The organism is Streptomyces hoynatensis (assembly GCF_003626535.1).
Classification (GTDB): Bacteria; Actinomycetota; Actinomycetes; order Streptomycetales; family Streptomycetaceae; genus Streptomyces; species Streptomyces hoynatensis.
The window spans coordinates 42455-60141 of sequence record NZ_RBAL01000013.1; the positions used below are offsets into that span (position 1 = coordinate 42455).

The 17687-nt window shown below is 74.2% G+C and carries 11 protein-coding genes and 2 pseudogenes; 9 read left to right on the top strand and 4 right to left on the bottom strand.

The window, feature by feature from the left end:
• Positions 1-66: 66 nt before the first annotated feature.
• Positions 67-1758: an ABC transporter substrate-binding protein gene (locus tag D7294_RS20930; RefSeq protein ID WP_120682069.1), complete on the bottom strand. Its 1692-nt coding sequence runs from the start codon at positions 1756-1758 to the stop codon at positions 67-69.
• Positions 1759-1971: 213 nt separating this feature from the next.
• On the bottom strand, positions 1972-3609 hold the full coding sequence (locus D7294_RS20935) for a cellulase family glycosylhydrolase (RefSeq protein WP_120682071.1): 1638 nt from the start codon (positions 3607-3609) through the stop codon (positions 1972-1974).
• A 354-nt stretch (positions 3610-3963) separates the two neighbouring features.
• Between D7294_RS20935 and D7294_RS20940 the strand changes: the two genes are divergently transcribed.
• Together D7294_RS20940 and D7294_RS20950 are read left to right on the top strand one after the other, a co-directional pair.
• Complete coding sequence (locus D7294_RS20940; RefSeq protein ID WP_147450880.1) at positions 3964-5145, top strand: ROK family transcriptional regulator; 1182 nt, start codon at positions 3964-3966, stop codon at positions 5143-5145.
• A gap of 782 nt (positions 5146-5927) precedes the next feature.
• A complete protein-coding gene (locus D7294_RS20950) occupies positions 5928-7349 on the top strand; it encodes a non-reducing end alpha-L-arabinofuranosidase family hydrolase (protein ID WP_120682077.1) in 1422 nt (473 codons plus the stop codon).
• 26 nt (positions 7350-7375) lie between these two features.
• On the opposite strand, the gene D7294_RS20955 is transcribed toward D7294_RS20950, so the two are convergent.
• Complete coding sequence (locus D7294_RS20955; RefSeq protein ID WP_120682260.1) at positions 7376-7699, bottom strand: ester cyclase; 324 nt, start codon at positions 7697-7699, stop codon at positions 7376-7378.
• Positions 7700-7820: 121 nt separating this feature from the next.
• On the opposite strand from D7294_RS20955, the pseudogene D7294_RS20960 reads away from it, so the two are divergent.
• Together D7294_RS20960 and D7294_RS33340 are read left to right on the top strand one after the other, a co-directional pair.
• Positions 7821-8087, top strand: a pseudogene (locus D7294_RS20960) (LysR family transcriptional regulator); the annotation flags it as partial.
• A gap of 338 nt (positions 8088-8425) precedes the next feature.
• A pseudogene (locus tag D7294_RS33340) lies at positions 8426-9223 on the top strand (M48 family metalloprotease); the annotation flags it as partial.
• Positions 9224-10321: 1098 nt separating this feature from the next.
• Here the strand turns inward: D7294_RS33340 and D7294_RS33345 are convergent.
• Positions 10322-11332, bottom strand: coding sequence for a 2-hydroxyacid dehydrogenase (locus D7294_RS33345; protein ID WP_120682081.1), 1011 nt, complete (start codon positions 11330-11332; stop codon positions 10322-10324).
• Between the two features lie 137 nt (positions 11333-11469).
• On the opposite strand from D7294_RS33345, the gene D7294_RS20975 reads away from it, so the two are divergent.
• The 5 genes from D7294_RS20975 to D7294_RS20995 all read left to right on the top strand — a co-directional run bounded on the left by D7294_RS20975 (position 11470) and on the right by D7294_RS20995 (position 17489).
• Positions 11470-12126 (top strand): response regulator transcription factor, encoded by a 657-nt coding sequence (locus D7294_RS20975; protein ID WP_120682083.1) that lies wholly within the window; start codon positions 11470-11472, stop codon positions 12124-12126.
• Positions 12123-13409 carry a sensor histidine kinase gene (locus D7294_RS20980; protein WP_206619534.1) on the top strand — a complete coding sequence of 429 codons (1287 nt, stop codon included), beginning with the start codon at positions 12123-12125 and terminating at the stop codon, positions 13407-13409. Before D7294_RS20975 ends, D7294_RS20980 begins: the two co-directional genes overlap by 4 nt.
• A 483-nt stretch (positions 13410-13892) precedes the next feature.
• Entirely contained in the window at positions 13893-14126 is a 234-nt protein-coding gene (locus tag D7294_RS20985; RefSeq protein WP_120682085.1) for a hypothetical protein, read from the top strand.
• 208 nt (positions 14127-14334) lie between these two features.
• On the top strand, positions 14335-15141 hold the full coding sequence (locus D7294_RS20990; protein WP_120682087.1) for a biotin/lipoyl-containing protein: 807 nt from the start codon (positions 14335-14337) through the stop codon (positions 15139-15141).
• The gene (locus tag D7294_RS20995; RefSeq protein ID WP_120682089.1) at positions 15138-17489 is read left to right on the top strand and encodes an NHLP family bacteriocin export ABC transporter peptidase/permease/ATPase subunit; all 2352 of its coding nucleotides are present in this window, start codon (positions 15138-15140) and stop codon (positions 17487-17489) included. Before D7294_RS20990 ends, D7294_RS20995 begins: the two co-directional genes overlap by 4 nt.
• Positions 17490-17687 lie beyond the last annotated feature (198 nt).

Genomic DNA, 17687 nt, shown 5'->3' on the forward strand with positions numbered 1-17687 from the left:
GGAAGACCCGGACGCCGGCCGTGGGCCGGCCGGCGTTGCCGTCCGGCGCCGGTGGCGGCTGGGGGGCTATTCCTGGCCGGTGCCGAGCTTGTCCAGGACCTCGGTCTCGTACCAGCCGACCAGCTCGTCACCGCCGTTGCGCTTCCAGGTGCCGAGGGCTTCCTGGAACGCGGAGACCGGCTGGATGCCGCGGCTGACTTCGCTGATGGTGTCCTCGACGGCCTGGGCGGCGTCCGCCGTGGCCAGGCGCCGGGGCACGGTGATGTTCATGTTCCAGAACACCGGCTTGTAGGCGTACCGGACGGCCTCGGCGGCCCACGCGCAGAAGTCCTCGGTGATCTGCGGGTACCCCAGGTTGGAGACGACGGCGATCGGATTGGCGAGGAAGACGTAGGTCCCCGGCTGGGCCTCGATCGTGCCCTGCTCCGTGTAGCGGGGACCGTCGGGGCCCTCGGTCCAGTGGGTGCCCTCGACGCCGAAGGTGATCCGGGTGTATTCCTGCGAGCCGTAGGGCGCGGCCAGGTAGTTGGCGATGCGCAGGCACTCCTCGATCTGTTCCGGCCTCAGCTTGATGTTGAGGTAGCTGTACCAGCTCGCCGTCCACATCAGGGGCAGCCGCGGCTCGGAGGTGCCGTCGGCGGAGAACGGCATGAAACAGCCGCGTCGGTAGCCGGGGTTGGCGGCCCGGCCGGCGTCGGCGTCCGCGCCGTTCCACGAGCCACCGCCGTCGGCGGTGATCAGCGACTGGCCGGCGTAAAAGCGCGCCTTGGAGGCGTCGTCGTTGTGGCTGCCGGTCAGTGCGTCCGGATGCAGCAGACCGGCGTCGACGATGCGCCGGCACCAGTCGAGGGCTTCGATGAACTCCGGCTGCTCGTACCGGTGGACCAGCCTGCCGTCGACCACCCGGAACTTCGCCTCGATCGGGAAGATCAGGTCGATGAAGGGCCACAGCTCCTCGAACGCCCATACCCCGGCGCGGGCGTCGGTCAGCTCTTCCCCCAGGGCGAAGAGGTCGTCGGCGGACCGGACCTCGTTGGCGTCGATACCCCGCTCCTCGAAGATGTCGCGGCGGTGGTAGAACATGCCTCCCAGCGTGAAGGTGCCGGAGTGGACGGGGATGCCGTACAGCTTGTCCTGCCAGATCCCGCCCCGCCACGCGCCGGTCGGCAGCGCGGCCAGGTTGGGGTACTGCCTGATCCTGTCCCCGGCCAGGTAGGGCGTGAGATCCGCGAGCTGGGTGCCCACCAGCCGGCCCGTGCTGGCCTGGGCGTTCAGCCATCCCGGCAGCTGCACCCAGTCGGGCAGCCGCTCGGCCGCGGTGAGGGTCGGCAGCACCGTGCCGTAGTTGGCGCCCGCCGACGGCGCCATCTCCAGGGTCGCGCCCAGCGCCTCGTTCATGGCCCGGTAGTGCTCGTTGTCGGCGGGCGGGACCGCGCCCCACAGCGGGGTCAGCGTGGTGTAGGTGCCGCCGGAGCCCGGGACTTCGGGGACCGTCCTGACCCGCTCGGTGGGGTAGCGCAGGAAGCCGGGAGGGCTGATGGCGCCGGCCGCGCCCTCGACGGGGGCGATGTCGGGGGTGACGGCGTCGCTGGGGACGTGGTCCGGCAGCGCGCTCGCCAGGCCCTGCTCGGAGCTGGTGCCGCCCTGATTGCCGCTGCCGCCCCCACCGCACGCGACCAGCAGCGGGGAGAGTGCCGCAGCGCCGGCGAGGGCGGCCGCTCCGTTCAGGAGGGATCTACGGCTCGGTTCGACGTTCATGTGGTTCGCTTTCCGTGGGTTTGCCGGGAGGTGGACGCGGGGCCGGCCACGGGGCACGACCGCGCCGGTGGGGGTCGCTCGGTGTCCGGCGGGCCTCGGGGTTGGCCGCCCCGTCAGCTGGGGCGGCCAACCCCCGGTGGCGAGCCGGTCGTGGGGGGTGCTCGGCTCACCGGTCGGTGGCGGTCGTGACCGCGGTCGGACGGTGGTGCGGGATCAGGCGGTGGCGCAGGCGTCGCCGTTGAGGGTGAAGGCCGTGGGCGCGGGGTTGGCGCCGTTCTTGCCGGCGATGAAGCCGAGGGTGACGGTGCCGTTCGCCGCGATGGTGCGGGTGTAGTCCGCCGGGGTGACGGTCACCGTGCCGCCGTTCTGGGTGGGGGTGCCGCCCCACAGGTTGGTGATGGTCTGGCCGCCGCTGAAGGTGAAGCCGAGCGTCCAGTTGGTCAGGGGGGCGGTGCCGGTGTTGCGGATGACGATCTCGCCCTGGAAGCCGTTGTTCCACTCGTTGACGACGCGGTACCCCACGGCGCAGGCGGCCACCGGTGTGCGGCTGGTGGTGACGGTGACGGTGGCCGAGCGGGCGGAGCGGTTGCCGGCGGCGTCCCGGGCGTAGGCGGCCAGGGTGTAGGTGGTGTCGGCGGTCAGCCCCGTGAGGGTGACCCGGTTGGTCGCCGAGCTGCCGACGCGCGTCTCGGTGGTGCCCTGCACCCGGACGATGTCGTAGCCGGTCACGCCGACGTTGTCGGTGGCCGCCGGCCAGGTCAGGACGGCGGACGTCGCGGTCACCTCGGAGGCGGTGGGGGTGCCGGGCGCGGTCGGCGCCTGGGTGTCGTCGGGGTCGCCGCCCCCGCCGAAGATGGTGGCCTCCTCGGCGGTCTCCCCGATGCCGTTGGGGCCGTGGAAGACCCGCTCGCCCCACCAGGTGAGCTGGGCCGGGTCGAAGTTCAGCGTCAGGTCGTGGATCGGGTCGGCGTTGCCGCTCCAGGACCAGGCCAGCCAGCCCAGGTCCAGCTCTTCGGCCGTGGCCATGATGGCGTCCTCGTTCACGTCACCCCACTGGTCGGCGGGGTGGCTGAACTCGCCGACCACGATCGGGAGGCCGGCGTCGACGAAGTCGTGCAGGTACGCGCTGATCAGGTCGGCGCTCTCGTAGACGGCGTACATGTGGACCGAGAAGATCAGGTTGCCGGTGGGGTCGGCGTCGTAGACCTGCTGCGCGGTGGTGCGCATGGTGTTCTGCCAGTCCTGGCCCCAGTTGGGGCCGTCGACCATGAGGGTGTGCTCGAACCCGGCGTTCCGGAGCTTCTGGACCGCGTCGATGGTGGCCTGGGTCCAGCCGGCGGCGTTGGTGTTGCCCCACGGCTCGTTCCCGATGTTGATGACGACGTAGTCCTCTTGGCCGACCAGGACGTCCCGCAGGCCGATCCAGTAGTCGGCCGCCTGGTCCAGTGAGGCGGCGCCGTCCTGTTCGCCGTAACCGGTGGTGTCGTGCACCTCCAGCACGCAGATCATCCGGTTGGCCTTGCACAGCTCGATGACGTTCGCGACGTTCTCGGGGCTGTCCGGCCCCCAGCGCTGGCCGCTGCCGAGCACGACGCGGACGGTGTTCGCGCCCAGTTCCTTGATGTCGGCGAACGACTGCGTCTCGCCCTGGTACCAGGTGTGCGCGTGGTTGACGCCCCGCATGACGAAGTCGTTCCCGTTGGCCTCCAGCAGGCGGCCGTTCTCGATGTGCAGTCCGGTCGCGAGCGGCTCCGCCCGGTCCCCGTCCCGGGCGGCGGCCGGGCCGGCCAGGCCGAGGAGGGTGGCCAGTCCGGCCAGCAGGACTGTCAGTGTTCTCCGTGTTCGTTTCACTGCGGCTCCCGAGGTGAACGGAGGCACCTGCCTCCATCGGAAGAGGAGCGACCGCTCCGGGGGGCCGGGAAGGCGGCCTCGGAGGGGCACCCCTCACAGGTGCGAGCAAGCAGACAAGATCGATTCCGCTACAGAAGCAACTCCCGCGGAATCCGGGCCGGTTCGACCCTGGCGAGGAGTGTATGGCGGGGATTTCCGGGTGACTAGGTTCTGGACCAAAAACAAGTACGGGTGTTTTCCCCCCGTCGCGCGAGCGGGCTCCCCGGCCGGGCGGCCTCCGGCGTCGCGCTGCCGGAGCCCGGCCGGGCAGGCCGCCGCCCAGGATTTCCCCGCGGTGCCTTGTACGCTGCGCGGGTGCACGCAGGATCCGAACAGAGGGGCGGCCGGCCGGCGGTCGGGGACTGGGAGGCCGTCTCCCGGCCGGCCCGCCCCATCGTCAAGGAGCTGCTGGTCAACGGCCCGCGCACCCGGACCGAACTCGCCCGCCGCCTCGGCCTGTCGAACGGCAGCCTGACCCGGCTGACCAAGCCCCTGGTGGAGTCCGGCCTGCTGGTGGAGCGGGGAACCGTCCACGACCCCGTGAACGGCCACCCCACCCGCCCGCTGGACGTCGTCGCGGACGCCTACCACTTCCTCGGGGTGAAGCTCACCTCCGACCACATGCACGCGGTCGTCACCGATCTGCGGAGCGAGGTCGCGGCGGAGCGCAGCGAACCGCTCGGCGACCGGACGCCCGAAGGGGTCGCGGCCCAGGCCAGGGACCTGATGGACCGGCTGGCCCGGGACAGCGCGAAGCCCGCCGCGGCGGGCTTCGCGCTGGGCGGGCGGGCCTCGCCCGGCGGCGACGCGGCGGAGGCCGGGTTGTTCGACGCGCCCTTCCTGGGCTGGCGGCGGGTCTCGCTGGAATCCGTCCTGAACGCCGCCATGGGCATCCCCTGCGTGGTCCGCAACGACGTCCACGCCCTCGCCCGGGGCCAGCACTGGTTCGGGGAGGCCCGCGGCCTCACCGACTTCGCCCTGGCCACCGCCGGCGCGGGCATCGGCTACGCCGTATGCCGGGACGGCCGCATCCTGGAGACCACCGAGGAGGACGTCGTCGCCTTCGGGCACCACATCCTGGACCCGGGCGGCCCCATGTGCCCCACCGGGCACCGCGGCTGCATCTCGGCGTATCTCTCGACCGGGGCGCTCCTGTCCGCCGCGGCGTACGGACTGCACCGGCCGGTCTCCCCCGAGGAGATCGCCCGCAGGGCCCGGCAGGGAGACGTCGTCTGCGGCGACATCGCCCGCCTGGCGGGCTGGGCGGTCGGGGCGGTCGCCGCCGGCATCGCCAACCACACCAGCGTGCGGACCGTGCTGGTGGCCGGCGAGAGCGTGGACGTGATCCTTGCCGGAAGCCGTCACATCGAACAGGGCCTGAGCGAGCGCCACTTCTCCGGTTCGGTGGACATCCTGACGCTGTCCTCCTCCTCCACGGACTGGTCACGCGGCGGGGCCGTCGAGGCGATCAGGGCCTTCGTCATCCGGGACGGCTGAGCCGGCTCCGCCGGTTCACCGCCGGTGGCGGTCCGCCCGGACACCGGACGCCCACGACCACCTCCTCACTCACATCGGGCGTGATCAGCACCCGAAGCGTGATCTCTTCCCGCGGGCGGCTGTGGCGGACCTCCACCCCGAAGGCGTCGTACCGCGCGCCGCACGGGCCTGCGGGCGGCGTTCCCCCGTGCTCCTGCGGGATCCGCCCGCGGAACCGGTCTTCGTACAGCGGGTCGAGGTCCTCGCCGGACTCTGCCCCGGGCTCCTGAATTCGGTGCCGGACCAGCGCGGACTCCTTGTCGCCCGGATCGGGGAACTGCCGGAGGCCCGCCCTCTTTCCCGGCTTTCCCAGGTCCTGACCTCGATGCCCGAGAGGTGTTGACGCCGCTCGCCGGTTCCCTATCATTCGGGTTGTTCGACATTCCCACCCGCGTTCGATATCACGAACACATGGAGTCGCCCCTCGCGCAGCAGGGCGACTCCGAGTCGCATCCCCGAAGCCGGAGCCGCAAGGGGCCGCATCGTTTCACATGTCATGACCTCGCCAATTTTTCGTGCCGCCCTCTTCGGCCATGTCAACCGGGCGCTCGGCGGTTCCGTCCCCGCCAGGCCGTTCGCCGGCCGCGGCAGTCCTGTCGGCGCCCGGGAGAAGGGCACGAAGAACCGGGTGTCACAAGCGGTCTGCCGTGGTGCTCACAGACCGCTGCGCACTGCACCGACAGTCCGGGCAGCCTCTGACGAGGCCGACCGGAACCGCCTACTCACAGTTGAGGAAGTCCCCCATGCACAGAGGAAGTTTCAGCCGCAGACATCCGTCTGCGGTGATCACCGCCGTGGTTGCGGCCCTGGCCGCATTGGCGGCGTTGCTCGCGGCGGCCCCGGCTCAGGCGGCTTCCAGTGGCGCCTTGCGCGGTGTCGGTTCCGGCCGGTGTCTCGACGTGCTGGGCGCCGGCCAGACCGACGGCACGCAACTGCAGATTTACGACTGCTGGGACGGGACCAACCAGCAGTGGACGCTGACGGACAGCAACCAGCTCACCGTGTACGGCAACAAATGCCTGGATGTTCCGGACCACGCCACCACGGCCGGCACCCGGGTGCAGATCTGGAGCTGCTCCGGCGGTGCGAACCAGCAGTGGCGGGTGAACGCCGACGGCACGATCGTCGGCGTGGAGTCCGGGCTGTGCCTGGATGTCGCGGACGGCGGTACGGCCAACGGCACAGCGGTGCAGATCTGGACGTGCAACGGCGGCAGCAACCAGCAGTGGACCGGCCTGTCCGGGACGCCGGGCGACGGCACATGCGCTCTTCCCTCGACCTACCGGTGGACGTCCACGGGCGCGCTGGCGCAGCCGGCGAACGGGTGGGTCTCCCTGAAGGACTTCACCAACGTCGTCTACAACGGCAAGCACCTGGTCTACGCGTCGAACGTTTCGGGATCGTCGTACGGCTCGATGGCGTTCAGTCCCTTCACGAACTGGTCGGACATGGCCTCGGCCGGTCAGACCGGGATGAGCCAGTCCACGGTGGCGCCCACGCTGTTCTACTTCGCGCCCAAGAACATCTGGGTGCTGGCGTACCAATGGGGCGCGTGGCCCTTCATCTACCGCACGTCGAGCGACCCCACCAACCCCAACGGCTGGTCCGCGCCGCAGCCGCTGTTCACCGGCAGCATCCCCAACTCCGGTACCGGCCCGATCGACCAGACCCTGATCGCCGACGGCCAGAACATGTACCTGTTCTTCGCCGGTGACAACGGCAGTATCTACCGGGCGAGCATGCCGATCGGCAACTTCCCGTCCAGCTTCGGCTCGTCGTACACGACGGTCATGAGCGACACGACGAACAACCTGTTCGAGGCGCCACAGGTGTACAAGGTGCAGGGCCAGAACCAGTACCTCATGATCGTTGAGGCGATCGGTGCGAACGGGCGCTACTTCCGCTCGTTCACGGCCTCCAGCCTGAGCGGTTCGTGGACCCCGCAGGCCGCCGGCGAAAGCAACCCCTTCGCGGGCAGGGCCAACAGCGGTGCCACCTGGACCAACGACATCAGCCACGGCGACCTGGTCCGCAACAACCCCGACCAGACCATGACCATCGACCCCTGCAACCTGCAGTTCCTCTACCAGGGCAAGTCCCCCACCGCGGGCGGCCCCTACGACCAGCTGCCCTGGCGGCCGGGCGTCCTCACCCTGCAGCGCTGACCTTCCCGGTGCACGGTGACCGACGCTCACCGCCTTGAGGAACCCCGGCCGTGCGGCGGCCGGGGTTCCCCGGGACTGCCGAACGAGCGGTGTAGGTGGAACCACGGGCCGGTGTGCCGGGCGCGGAACACCTTGTGCGTGGCCACGAGGTCTCCCTCCCCGACGCAGTGCAGAATCCGCACGGTCAGGCCGGAGAAGGCCGCGTGCAGGGCCCTCGTGGTCGCCCGCACTCCCTCCCGGTCCCTGCCCTGGCCCGGTTCTGCCGTGTGGTTGCGGTAGTCGGGGTGGACCAGGCTGTCGATCAGTTCGAACCGGCCCGCCTGCTGCACCTGTGCGACGAAGAGCCGCATGCGGGCCACGTTGGCCTCCGGCCCGGCCGTGTCTGGCCGTGTCTGTCATGGCTCCCGGTCCGCCAGCCGCCGGTGAGCGGCACCGAGACCGACCGGGGCCCCGCACCCATAACCTGAGGGTATGGAGTCGCGGGAACTGGCCTGCTTCGTCGCGGTCGCCGAGGAGCTGAACTGCAGCCGGGCCGCCGTCCGGCTCGGCATCGCCCAGCCCGCGCTGTCCCGGTCGGTCCAGCGGCTGGAGCGCCGGCTCGGCGTCCGGCTGCTCGACCGCACCAGCCGCCGGGTCTCCCTCACCCGGGCCGGCGAGGTGCTGCTGCGCGAGGGCCGCACGGCACTCACCGCGCTGGCGGCGGCCGGGCGTTCCGCCCGGCGCGCCGGGCAGGCGGCACGGCAGCTGACGGTGGTGACCACGGGAGCGGACCCCGAGCGGAGTCGAGGGGCACCGGTGATCCCGTGAACCGGCCCGCTGGGCGGCGGCGGGCTGCCCCGGGCACGGGCGCGGGCGGCGCGTGGGGGTGTGGCCGCGGGGGCACCGCGGGGCCTGGGCGGGCGGGCGTGACCGCGCGCCGCCGTGGCGGGTCGCCGGCGGCGGCGGTGCTGGTGGTGGGCTTCCGGCTGGTGGCCGCCGCGCTGACGGCCGGCTTCGTGGTCGTCGGCGCGGTGGCGTTGCCCGCGCTGGCCGCCCCCGGGGCGAGCGGGCGGGTGCTCGGCGCGCTGCTGTACGCCGTGCTCGGCCTCGCCGCGCTGCCGCCGCTGCTGTTCGTCCTCGCCGGCGGGGGCCGGATCGGCCCGCGGCCGGGCACGATCCCCGTCGGCCGCCGGGAGGCGCCGGAACTGTGGGCCGAGGTGACGGCCCTGGCGGACCGGGTGGGCGCCCCCGCGCCGACCGAGATCCGGCTCACCCCGTGGCCCAACGCCTCGGTCGACGAGGACTCCTGGGGCGGGCTGCCGCCCCGTCGACGCCGCCTGTACCTGGGGGTCCCGCTGCTCGGCGGGCTGCGCGCCGACGAGTTGCGGGCGGTGCTGTGCCACGAGCTCGGCCACTACGCGCACGGGCACACCAGGTTCGCCGCCACGGTCTACCGGGGCGCGGTCGCCCTGGAGGCGACGCTGCGGGGCATGGCCGGGGCCGTCGGCGGCAACAACCCGGTGAGCGCGGCGTACACCGGCTTCCAGTACCTGTGCATGCTCGGCTGCGCCCGGCTGTACGAGGTGACGTCCTTCGCGGTGCGCCGCCGGCAGGAGCTGGCCGCGGACGCGGCCGCGGCGGCGGTCGCCGGGCCGGAGGCCCTGGCCCGGGCGCTCGCCGCGTTACCGCTGCTGGCCGCGGGCTGGGCGGACTTCCGCGACCGGTGCCTGGGGCCCATGGCCGCCATCGGGCGGCGGCCGGACGATCCGGTGCGGGCGTTCGCCGCGCAACTCGCCGATCCCGGGCGGCGCGCCCTGCTGGAACACCGGCTGTGGGCACGGCCGGCGGAGCCGAGGAGCGCGTTCGACTCGCATCCCCCGCTCGCCGAGCGGCTCCGGCGGCTGGCCGCCGACGAGGCCGGGGCGGGCGGCGGGGGCGCGGGCGGCGGGGTGCCGGAGGACCCCCGGCCTGCCCTCGCCCTGTGGGGGCCGGGCAGGCCCCTCCCCGCCGGCGTCTGGCGGGCGCTCTTCCCGACCCCCGAGGAGGCGCCCGCCAGGCACCCGGCGGGAGACACGGCGGGGGGCACGGCGAACGGCGCGGCGTCGGCCCCGGCGGAGGGTGCGGCCGGGGAGGGCGTGGTGCTGCCCTGGCAGGAGTGGCTGGCGGAGGTGGCGGAACTGCGGGCCGTGGCGGCCGTCCGCGACCTGGCCGCGGCGGTGCGGATCCTCGGGCGGCCCCGGCCCACCCCGGGCGGCCTGCTGGAGGCGGTCGAGGACGGGCGCGGCGCGGAGCTCGGCGGGGCGCTGCGGCTCACCCGCTGGGGGCTGCCGCAGTGGGGCGACCTCGGCGAGGCCAGGGCGGGGACGGCGGTCCGGTTGCTCGCCTGGCAGGCGCTGGTCGCCGCGGGCCGGGCGGTGTGGGACGCCACGGCGGCCGGGGCCACCAGGCCCTGTGCGCCCGTCCCCCGCGATTCCGGGGCGGCCGCGGTGCTGGACCTGACGGCCGAGGCCCCCACCGATCCGCAGCGGGCGGCCCGGCTCCGCCGCGCGCTCGTGCGGTGCGGGGCGGACCTCGACCTGCCGCTGACGGCGGTCGCCGCCTCCTTCGGCGCCGAGCCGCCGCGGCCGGGCCCGGCGCACCACCATGCCGTTCCCGAGCCGCCCGCCTCCCGGGTAGGGCAGGCCGTCGCCGCGCTGCTGCTTGGCCTGATCACCGCGGCCCTCCTCTACGACCGTCCCGAGGAACCCAGGCCCGCGCCCCAGCCCCCGCCCGGGAGGGGCTGCTCGCTTGAGCTGCTCCTGGTGGACGGCGTCTGCCTGCCCGAGCCCACCGAGCCGACCGGCCCGACGGAGCCGACGGGGCCGACGGGGCCCACCAGGTCGACCGGACCGACCGAGCCCACCGCGCCCGGTTTCTCGCCACCGGCGGCGCGCCCATGCTGCGCAGGATGGGCGGCGGCCCCGCGGAGGACGGCGGGGAAGGGCGTGGGCCGGTCAGCCGGGGGGCGGGACCAGGAGGTTCTCCCCGGCGCGCCCGGCCAGGTGGTCGCGCACGTTGGCCACGGTGGCCGCGACGATCTCGCCGACGGCCTCGCGGGTGAAGTACGCCTGGTGGGAGGTGACGATGACGTTGCGGAAGGTCGTCAGCCGGGCGAGGGTGTCGTCCGTCATCACCTCCAGCGACTTGTCGAGGTGGAAGAGCCCCGCCTCCTCCTCGTAGACGTCCAGGCCCACTCCGTCGAGGCGCCCGGCGCGCAGCGTCTCGACCAGGGCCTCGGTGTCGACGAGGCCGCCGCGGCTGGAGTTCACCAGGATCGCGTCGTCCTTCATCCGGGCCAGCTCCTCGCGGCCCACGATGTGGTGGGTCTCGCGCAGCAGCGGCGCGTGCAGGCTGATCAGGTCGGACTCGGCGAACAGCCGGGAGGGCGGCACGTACGTCATGCCGAGCGCGAGGCACTCCGGGTTCTCCCGGACGTCGTTGCCGAGCAGCCGCATCCCGAAGCCGTGGGCGATGCGTGCGAAGGCGGTGCCGATCGCGCCGGTGCCCAGGATTCCGGCGGTGCGGCCGTGCAGGTCACGGCCCATGAGCCCGTCCAGGCGGAAGTCGAACTCGCGGGAGCGGCCGGCGGCCCGCACCACCCGGCGGCCCACCGCAAGGGCCAGCGCCCAGGCGAACTCGGCCACCGAGTACGGCGAGTAGTGCGAGACCCGGGCCACGGCCAGGCCGTGGGCCCGGGCCGCGTCCAGGTCGATGTTGTTGTAGCCCGTGGCCCGCTGGGCCACCAGCCGGGTGCCGCCGGCCGCCAGGGCCGCGATCACCTCGGCGTCGAGTCGGTCGTTGACGCTGCTGAGGACGATCTCGTGGCCGGCGGCGGTGGGCGCGGTGTTCCGGTCGAGGAACAGCTCCAGGCAGCGGAGCGCGTGACGCCCCTGGAACGCCTCGTCGAACGCCGCCTGGAGCAGCGGGCGTTCGTCGCCGAGCACCCCGTAGGCGGTGATCTCCATCGGTGACCTCCCTGTCGAAAGCCTCGGGCCTACCGAGACAACAGCACCCGGCCCCTCCCGGCCCTCCCGACGCGCCGGGCGGCGGCCGGGCGCGCGGCCATACGGAATCCATATGCCGGGGGCTGAATGATGGCCGGGTGAGGATTCTGCTGGCCGAAGACGAGCAGGCCCTGGCCAAGTACGTCGCCACCGGGCTGCGCAGGCAGGGCTTCGCCGTCGACCTCGCCCCCGACGGCCGCACCGCCCTCGACAAGTGGGAGCTCGCGCCCTACGACGTGGTCGTGCTCGACCGGGACCTGCCCGTGGTTCACGGGGACACCGTGTGCCGGCGGCTGGCCGAGCACGGCGGCTCCCGCATCCTCATGCTCACCGCCTCGGGCACGGTCCAGGACCGGGTGGAGGGCCTCACGCTGGGCGCGGACGACTACCTGGGCAAGCCGTTCGCCTTCTCCGAACTGGTCGCCCGCGTCCGGGCCCTGACCCGGCGCAGCGCCCCCGCCCGTCCGCCGGTGCTGCGCGCCGCCGACCTCGTGCTCGACCCCGCGCGCCGCACCGCGGAGCGCGCCGGGCGGCTGCTCGCCCTGACGCCCAAGGAGTTCGGGGTGCTGGAGCATCTGCTCGCGGCCGGCGGCGACGTGCTCAGCGCCGAGACGCTGCTGGAGAAGGTGTGGGACGAGCACGCCGACCCGTTCACCAACGCCGTGCGCATCACCGTGGGCACGCTGCGCCGCAAGCTCGGGGACCCGCCGCTCCTGGAGACCGTGACCGGCTTCGGCTACCGGATCGGGCCGTGAGCCCCGGGGCCGTCCGGCGCCGGGGCGTACGCGGGGGCGGGTGGGCCGGGCGGCTCGCGCCCCGCCACCTCACGGCGCGCGGCAGGCTCACCCTCCTGTACACCGCGATGGTGTCGGCCACCGGCGTGGTGCTGACCGCCCTCACCTACCTGCTGCTGCGGCGGCGGCTCGGCGGGCGCCTCGGCTTCTACCTCCACGACACGGCCGGCGAACCCGGCGCCCCGCCGCTGCCGGAACTCCCCGCCTCGGTGTCCGGGGTGCGGGACGTGACCCTGTCGGCCTTCCTCACCCAGTCCGCGCTCGCCCTCGCCCTGCTGACCGTGCCGGCCGCCCTCGTGGCGTGGCTCGTCGCCGGGCGCGTGCTGCGCCCGCTGCGCAGCGTCTCCGCCACGGCCCGGCGCCTGTCCGCGGAGAATCTGTCGGAACGCGTCCCGGTCGGCACCCCCACCGACGAACTGACCGCACTCTCCGCCACGATCAACGACATGCTCGACCGCATCCAGCGCGGCATCGCCGAACGCGACCGGGCGCTGCACAGCCAGCGGATGTTCGCCGCCAACGCGGCCCACGAGCTGCGGACCCCGCTGGCCACCATGCGCACCGCGCTCGACGTCACCCTGGAGGGCGAGCCGGACCGGGCCGAACTCCTCGCCATGGCCGCGGACATCTCCGCCGCCGTCACCACGAGCCGGCGCACCCTCGACGGCCTCCTCCTGCTCGCCCGCAGCCAGGCGGGTCCCGGCGCGCGGCGCCCCGTCGACCTCGCCGGCCTGGTGACGGCCGCCCTCGGGGCCCGCGCGGAGGAGGTGCGGGCCCTGGGCCTCGGCTCGGCCACCGACCTGCGCCCCGCCGTGGTGTGGGGCGAACCCGTGCTGCTCGAACGGCTGGTGGACAACCTCGTCGGCAACGCCGTCCGCCACAACCACCCCGGCGGCCACCTGGCGGCCGCCACCGGCACCGCGGGCGGGGAGGCGTACCTGCGCCTCGCCAACTCGGGCCCGCCCATCGCGGCCGAGGAGACGGCCGCGCTCCTGGAGCCCTTCGTCCGCGGCGTGGGCGCCCGCCTGCACGCCGAGGGCGGCAGCGGCCTCGGCCTGTCCCTCGTCCAGGCCGTCGTCACCGCCCACGACGGCCGCCTGATCCCCACGCCGCGCCCCGGCGGCGGACTCGTCGTCACCGTCCTCCTCCCCGCCGCCTCCCCCGCCGCGCCCTCCGCCCCCGCAGACCTTTCCGCCCCCGCGCCCCCTTCCGCCCCACCCGCCGCGCTCGCCCCGCCGCGGTAACGGCCGCGGGACCGGCCGGGGCAGGGCCGCGGGAGCGGCCGGGGCGGGGCGGGGCGGCTCCCGGCGGGCCGCGGGCCCGCGCCGCGGGCCGCACCTTCGTGAAATCCTCACGCCGCACCCCCACCGCGGGCACGCCTCGGCGCGATGGAGTACATGACGGACTTGCGCCCGATGGGCCCCGTTGACGCCCTTTGGGTTTCGTTGCCGCGGGCACCGGCCCGCCCGCGGCGGCCGATTACGCGAAAATATTGGGGTACTTGGCAAAGGATGCTGCACGGCCGTCACCCGAGGTTTCCCTTCGGCCGCCGCGGGCGGCGGCATGGCTGGCCCGGGCATCCGTTCGCGTGCTTACATCCTGCTCGCCACGGAGGTGCTTCCGAACCGATCTCCGTCGCGCTCCATGGCCTCGCGTGCCGTTTCGCCGCCTCGCAGCATTGCGGCACCGCGGCATTGCGGCATTGCGAAGAATTCACAGTGAAGGGAATGACCATCTTGCGTAACGAGCTTGAGACCCGCGAGATCGACGACGCCGAGCTGGACGCGGTCGCCGGTGGGGTGGCCGGGATCAGCGTGACCAGCGGCCTGGTCGGCGCCGTCGTGTCCGACGTCACCGGCGCCGTGAACAGCCTGGAGACCGTCAACTACCTGCAGGGCACGGTCGCCTCCACCACCGGCGTCGGCGTCACCGGCGTCCTGGGCGGCGTCGCGGGTCTCTGAGGTCGCGGGGCGTCCCGGGAGAAACCCGGAGGAAATCCGGCACCCGGAAAGCCCCTGCCCCGGGGAAACGCCCGAGTAGCCCCACGTACAGCGTGGCCGCCCCCGTGGCCCGGAAAGCCCTGCCGGGTCGCGGGGGTGTCACGCGTCTCGCGGATTCGGCCCCGCCCGTCACCTCCTCGCCGGGGCCGGAAGTGTGAAGGAATGGCCCGTGGAGTTCCGCCACAAAGCGCTCTCCAAACTGCAGTCACCGGAAGAACTCGACCTTCCCCTGCGCTTCGCCCGCCCGCAGGGCCGGCTGGTCCTGGCCGTGACCGTCGCCGTCATGGCCTGCGCCGCCTTCTGGGCCCTGACCGGCACGGTCTCCACCACGGTCAGCGCCCCCGGCATCCTCACCTACCCCGAGGGCAGTTACGTGCTGCAGAGCCCCGTGGCCGGGCAGGTCGTGCGGGTGCTGGCCGAGCCGGGCGAGCTGCTCGCCCCCGACGCGCCCCTGCTGCGGCTGCGCACCGAGGAGGGCGAACGCGAGGTGCCCGCCGTGGACGGCGGCCGGCTGACCACCGTCCTCGCCCAGGTCGGCTCGGTCGTCACCGCGGGCGAGGACCTGGCCACCCTGGAGCACGCGGCGGGGCCGGACGAGCCGCTGATCGCCGTGCTGTTCCTGCCCGGTTCCCAGGGCGCCGCGATCCCCACCGGCGCGGCCGTCGACCTCAGCGTCCAGTCGGCGCCGCGGGAGCGGTACGGGGTGCTGCGCGGGCGGGTGGCGGCCGTCGCCGGCGCCCCGCAGACCGAACGGCAGCTCGGCGGGTTCCTCGGCGACAGCGCACTCGCCGCCAGGTTCGCCGCCGAGGGCGACCCCATCGCCCTGTTCGTGCGCCTGCTGCCCTCCTCCGCCACCGAGTCCGGCTACGCCTGGTCCTCCGCGGACGGGCCCCCGTTCACGCCGGCCTCCAGGACCCCCGTCACCGGCTCCGTGCGCCTCGCCGAGGAGCGCCCCGCCGATTGGCTGCTGCCGTGACCGCCCCCGCCGGACCCGCGGGCGCCCGCCGCCGCAACGCGCCGCCCCCGCCCGCGGCCCGCCGCCACGGCCAAGGCCGCCCAGGCGGCGCGCCCGGGCACCGGCAGCGCCCCGGCCGCCGCGGCGCCCGGCGCGCCCGCCGCGGGCCGGACCCCGCCCGCGCGGGCCGGACCCCGCGGCGCGTGCGCACCCCGACCGTCCTGCAGATGGAGGAGGTCGAGTGCGGCGCCGCCGCCCTGGCCATGGTGCTCGGGTACCACGGCCGTTTCGTCCCGCTGGAGGAGTTGCGCATCGCCTGCGGCGTCTCCCGCGACGGCTCGCGCGCCGGCAACCTCCTCAAGGCCGCCCGCGGCTTCGGGCTGCGCGCCAAGGGCATGCAGATGGACCTGACCGCGCTGGCCGGGGTGCGCGGCCCTGCCGTGCTGTTCTGGGAGTTCAACCACTACGTCGTCTACGAGGGCATGCGCCGCGGTCCCGGCCGCCGCGGCGCCTGGATCAACGACCCGGCCAAGGGCCGCCGTTTCGTGCCCATGGCGGACTTCGACACGAGCTTCACCGGCGTGGTGCTCGTCTTCGAACCCGGCGCCGGCTTCCGCCGCTCGGGCCGCAAGCCGGGGGTCGCGCGCGCCGTGCCCGCGCGCCTGCGGGGCACCTCGGGCACCCTGTTCGCCGCCCTGGTCTCCAGCCTGCTGCTGGTGGCCGTCGGCGCCACGGTGCCCGCCCTGGGCCGCACCTACGTGGACACGTTCCTCATCGGGCACCAGACCTCCACGCTCGGCGTGCTGTTCGCCGCCATGGCGGGCGCGCTGCTGCTGACCGCGACGCTGACCGCGCTGCAGCAGGCCAACCTGCTGCGGGGGCGCGTCATTTCGTCCACCCTGGGCAGCGCCCGCTTCCTGCGGCACCTGCTGCGGCTCCCGGTCACCTTCTACGCCCAGCGCAACCCGGCCGACCTGGTCCAGCGCCTCGAATCCAACGACACCGTGGCCGAGATCCTCGCCAGGGACCTGGCCGCCGCGGGCGTGGACGCGGTGGTCGTCGTGCTGTACGCGGCGCTGCTGTGGACGTACGACGCGCAGCTGACCGTCGTCGGGGTGGCCGTCGCCCTGCTCAACGTGGCGGCCGTGCGCCTGGTCATCGGGCTGCGGGCCACCGGCACCCAGAAGCTGCGCGCCGAGACCGCGCGGCTCACCAACACTTCCTACGGCGGGCTCCAGCTCATCGAGACGATGAAGGCCACCGGCGGCGAGGACGGCTTCTTCCGCCGCTGGGCCGGGCAGCACGCCGTCACCCTGGACGTGCAGCAGCGGCTCGGCGTGCCCAGCGCCTGGCTGGCGATCGTGGCCCCCACCCTGGCCGTGTGCAACAGCGCGCTGATCCTGCTCATCGGCGGCCTGCGGGCGGTCGAGGGGCACCTGACGGTGGGGCTGCTGGTCGCCTTCCAGGCGCTGGTGACGAGTTTCACCGCGCCCCTGACCCGGCTGAACGGCGTGGCCGGGCGGCTCCAGGACTTCGCCGCCGACATGGCCCGCCTCAAGGACGTGGAGAACTTCCCCGCCGACCCGCTGTACTCCAGGCCGGGCGCGGCGGCGGAACCTGGCGCGCCCGGCCCGGGTGGCACCAGGCGCCTGGCCGGGCACGTGGAGCTGGACGGCGTCACCTTCGGGTACAGCCCGCTCGACCCGCCGCTGCTGAAGGGCTTCTCGCTGACGGTCGGGCCCGGGCAGCAGGTCGCCCTCGTCGGCGGCTCCGGCAGCGGCAAGTCCACCGTGTCGCGGCTGCTGGCCGGCCTCTACCCGCCGTGGGAGGGCTCGATCCGGGTGGACGGCACGCGGATCGAGGACATCCCGCGCGGCGCGCTGGCCGCCTCGGTCTCCTTCGTCGACCAGGACGTGTTCCTCTTCGAGGGCACCGTCCGGGACAACGTCGCGCTGTGGGACCCGTCGATCCCGGACGAGGCGGTCGTGGCCGCCCTGCGGGACGCGGCCGTGTACGACGTGGTCTCCCGCCGCCCCGGCGGCGTCCACAGCCGCGTGGAGCAGGACGGCCGCAACTTCTCCGGCGGCCAGCGCCAGCGCCTCGAACTGGCCCGCGCGCTGGTGCGCCGCCCGAGCGTGCTGATCCTCGACGAGGTGACCAGCGCCCTGGACGCGGTGACGGAACAGGCCGTCATGGACAATCTGCGGCGCCGCGGCTGCGCCTGCGTGATCATCGCCCACCGGCTGAGCACGGTCCGCGACAGCGACGAGATCCTGGTGCTCGACCGCGGCACCGTCGTCGAGCGGGGGCGCCACGAGGTGCTGGCCGCGGCGGGCGGCCCGTACGCCCGGCTGGTCGGGGAGCGCTGAGGTGACCGCCCCGCTCCCCGGCCCGGCCGCGGAACCGCGGCCGGATTCCCCGCACGGCCCGGCGGACGTCCCCCAGGCGGCGGACGGCCTCGCGGCCCCGGGGGCGGCCTTCCCCGCAGTCTCCGCCGCCGCCTCCGCCGCCCCGGTGGTCGCCGCCCTCGGCGGCCTCGGCGCGGCCGTGGACTGCGCGGGCCTGCG

What these genes read in the sequence shown, in the direction of transcription:
- D7294_RS20930 (WP_120682069.1), bottom strand. Translation starts at nt 1,758, where the DNA reads ATGAACGTCGAACCGAGCCGTAGATCCCTCCTGAACGGAGCGGCCGCC.
- D7294_RS20950 (WP_120682077.1), top strand. Translation starts at nt 5,928, where the DNA reads ATGCACAGAGGAAGTTTCAGCCGCAGACATCCGTCTGCGGTGATCACC.
- D7294_RS20955 (WP_120682260.1), bottom strand. Translation starts at nt 7,699, where the DNA reads ATGCGGCTCTTCGTCGCACAGGTGCAGCAGGCGGGCCGGTTCGAACTG.
- D7294_RS33345 (WP_120682081.1), bottom strand. Translation starts at nt 11,332, where the DNA reads ATGGAGATCACCGCCTACGGGGTGCTCGGCGACGAACGCCCGCTGCTC.
- D7294_RS20985 (WP_120682085.1), top strand. Translation starts at nt 13,893, where the DNA reads ATGACCATCTTGCGTAACGAGCTTGAGACCCGCGAGATCGACGACGCC.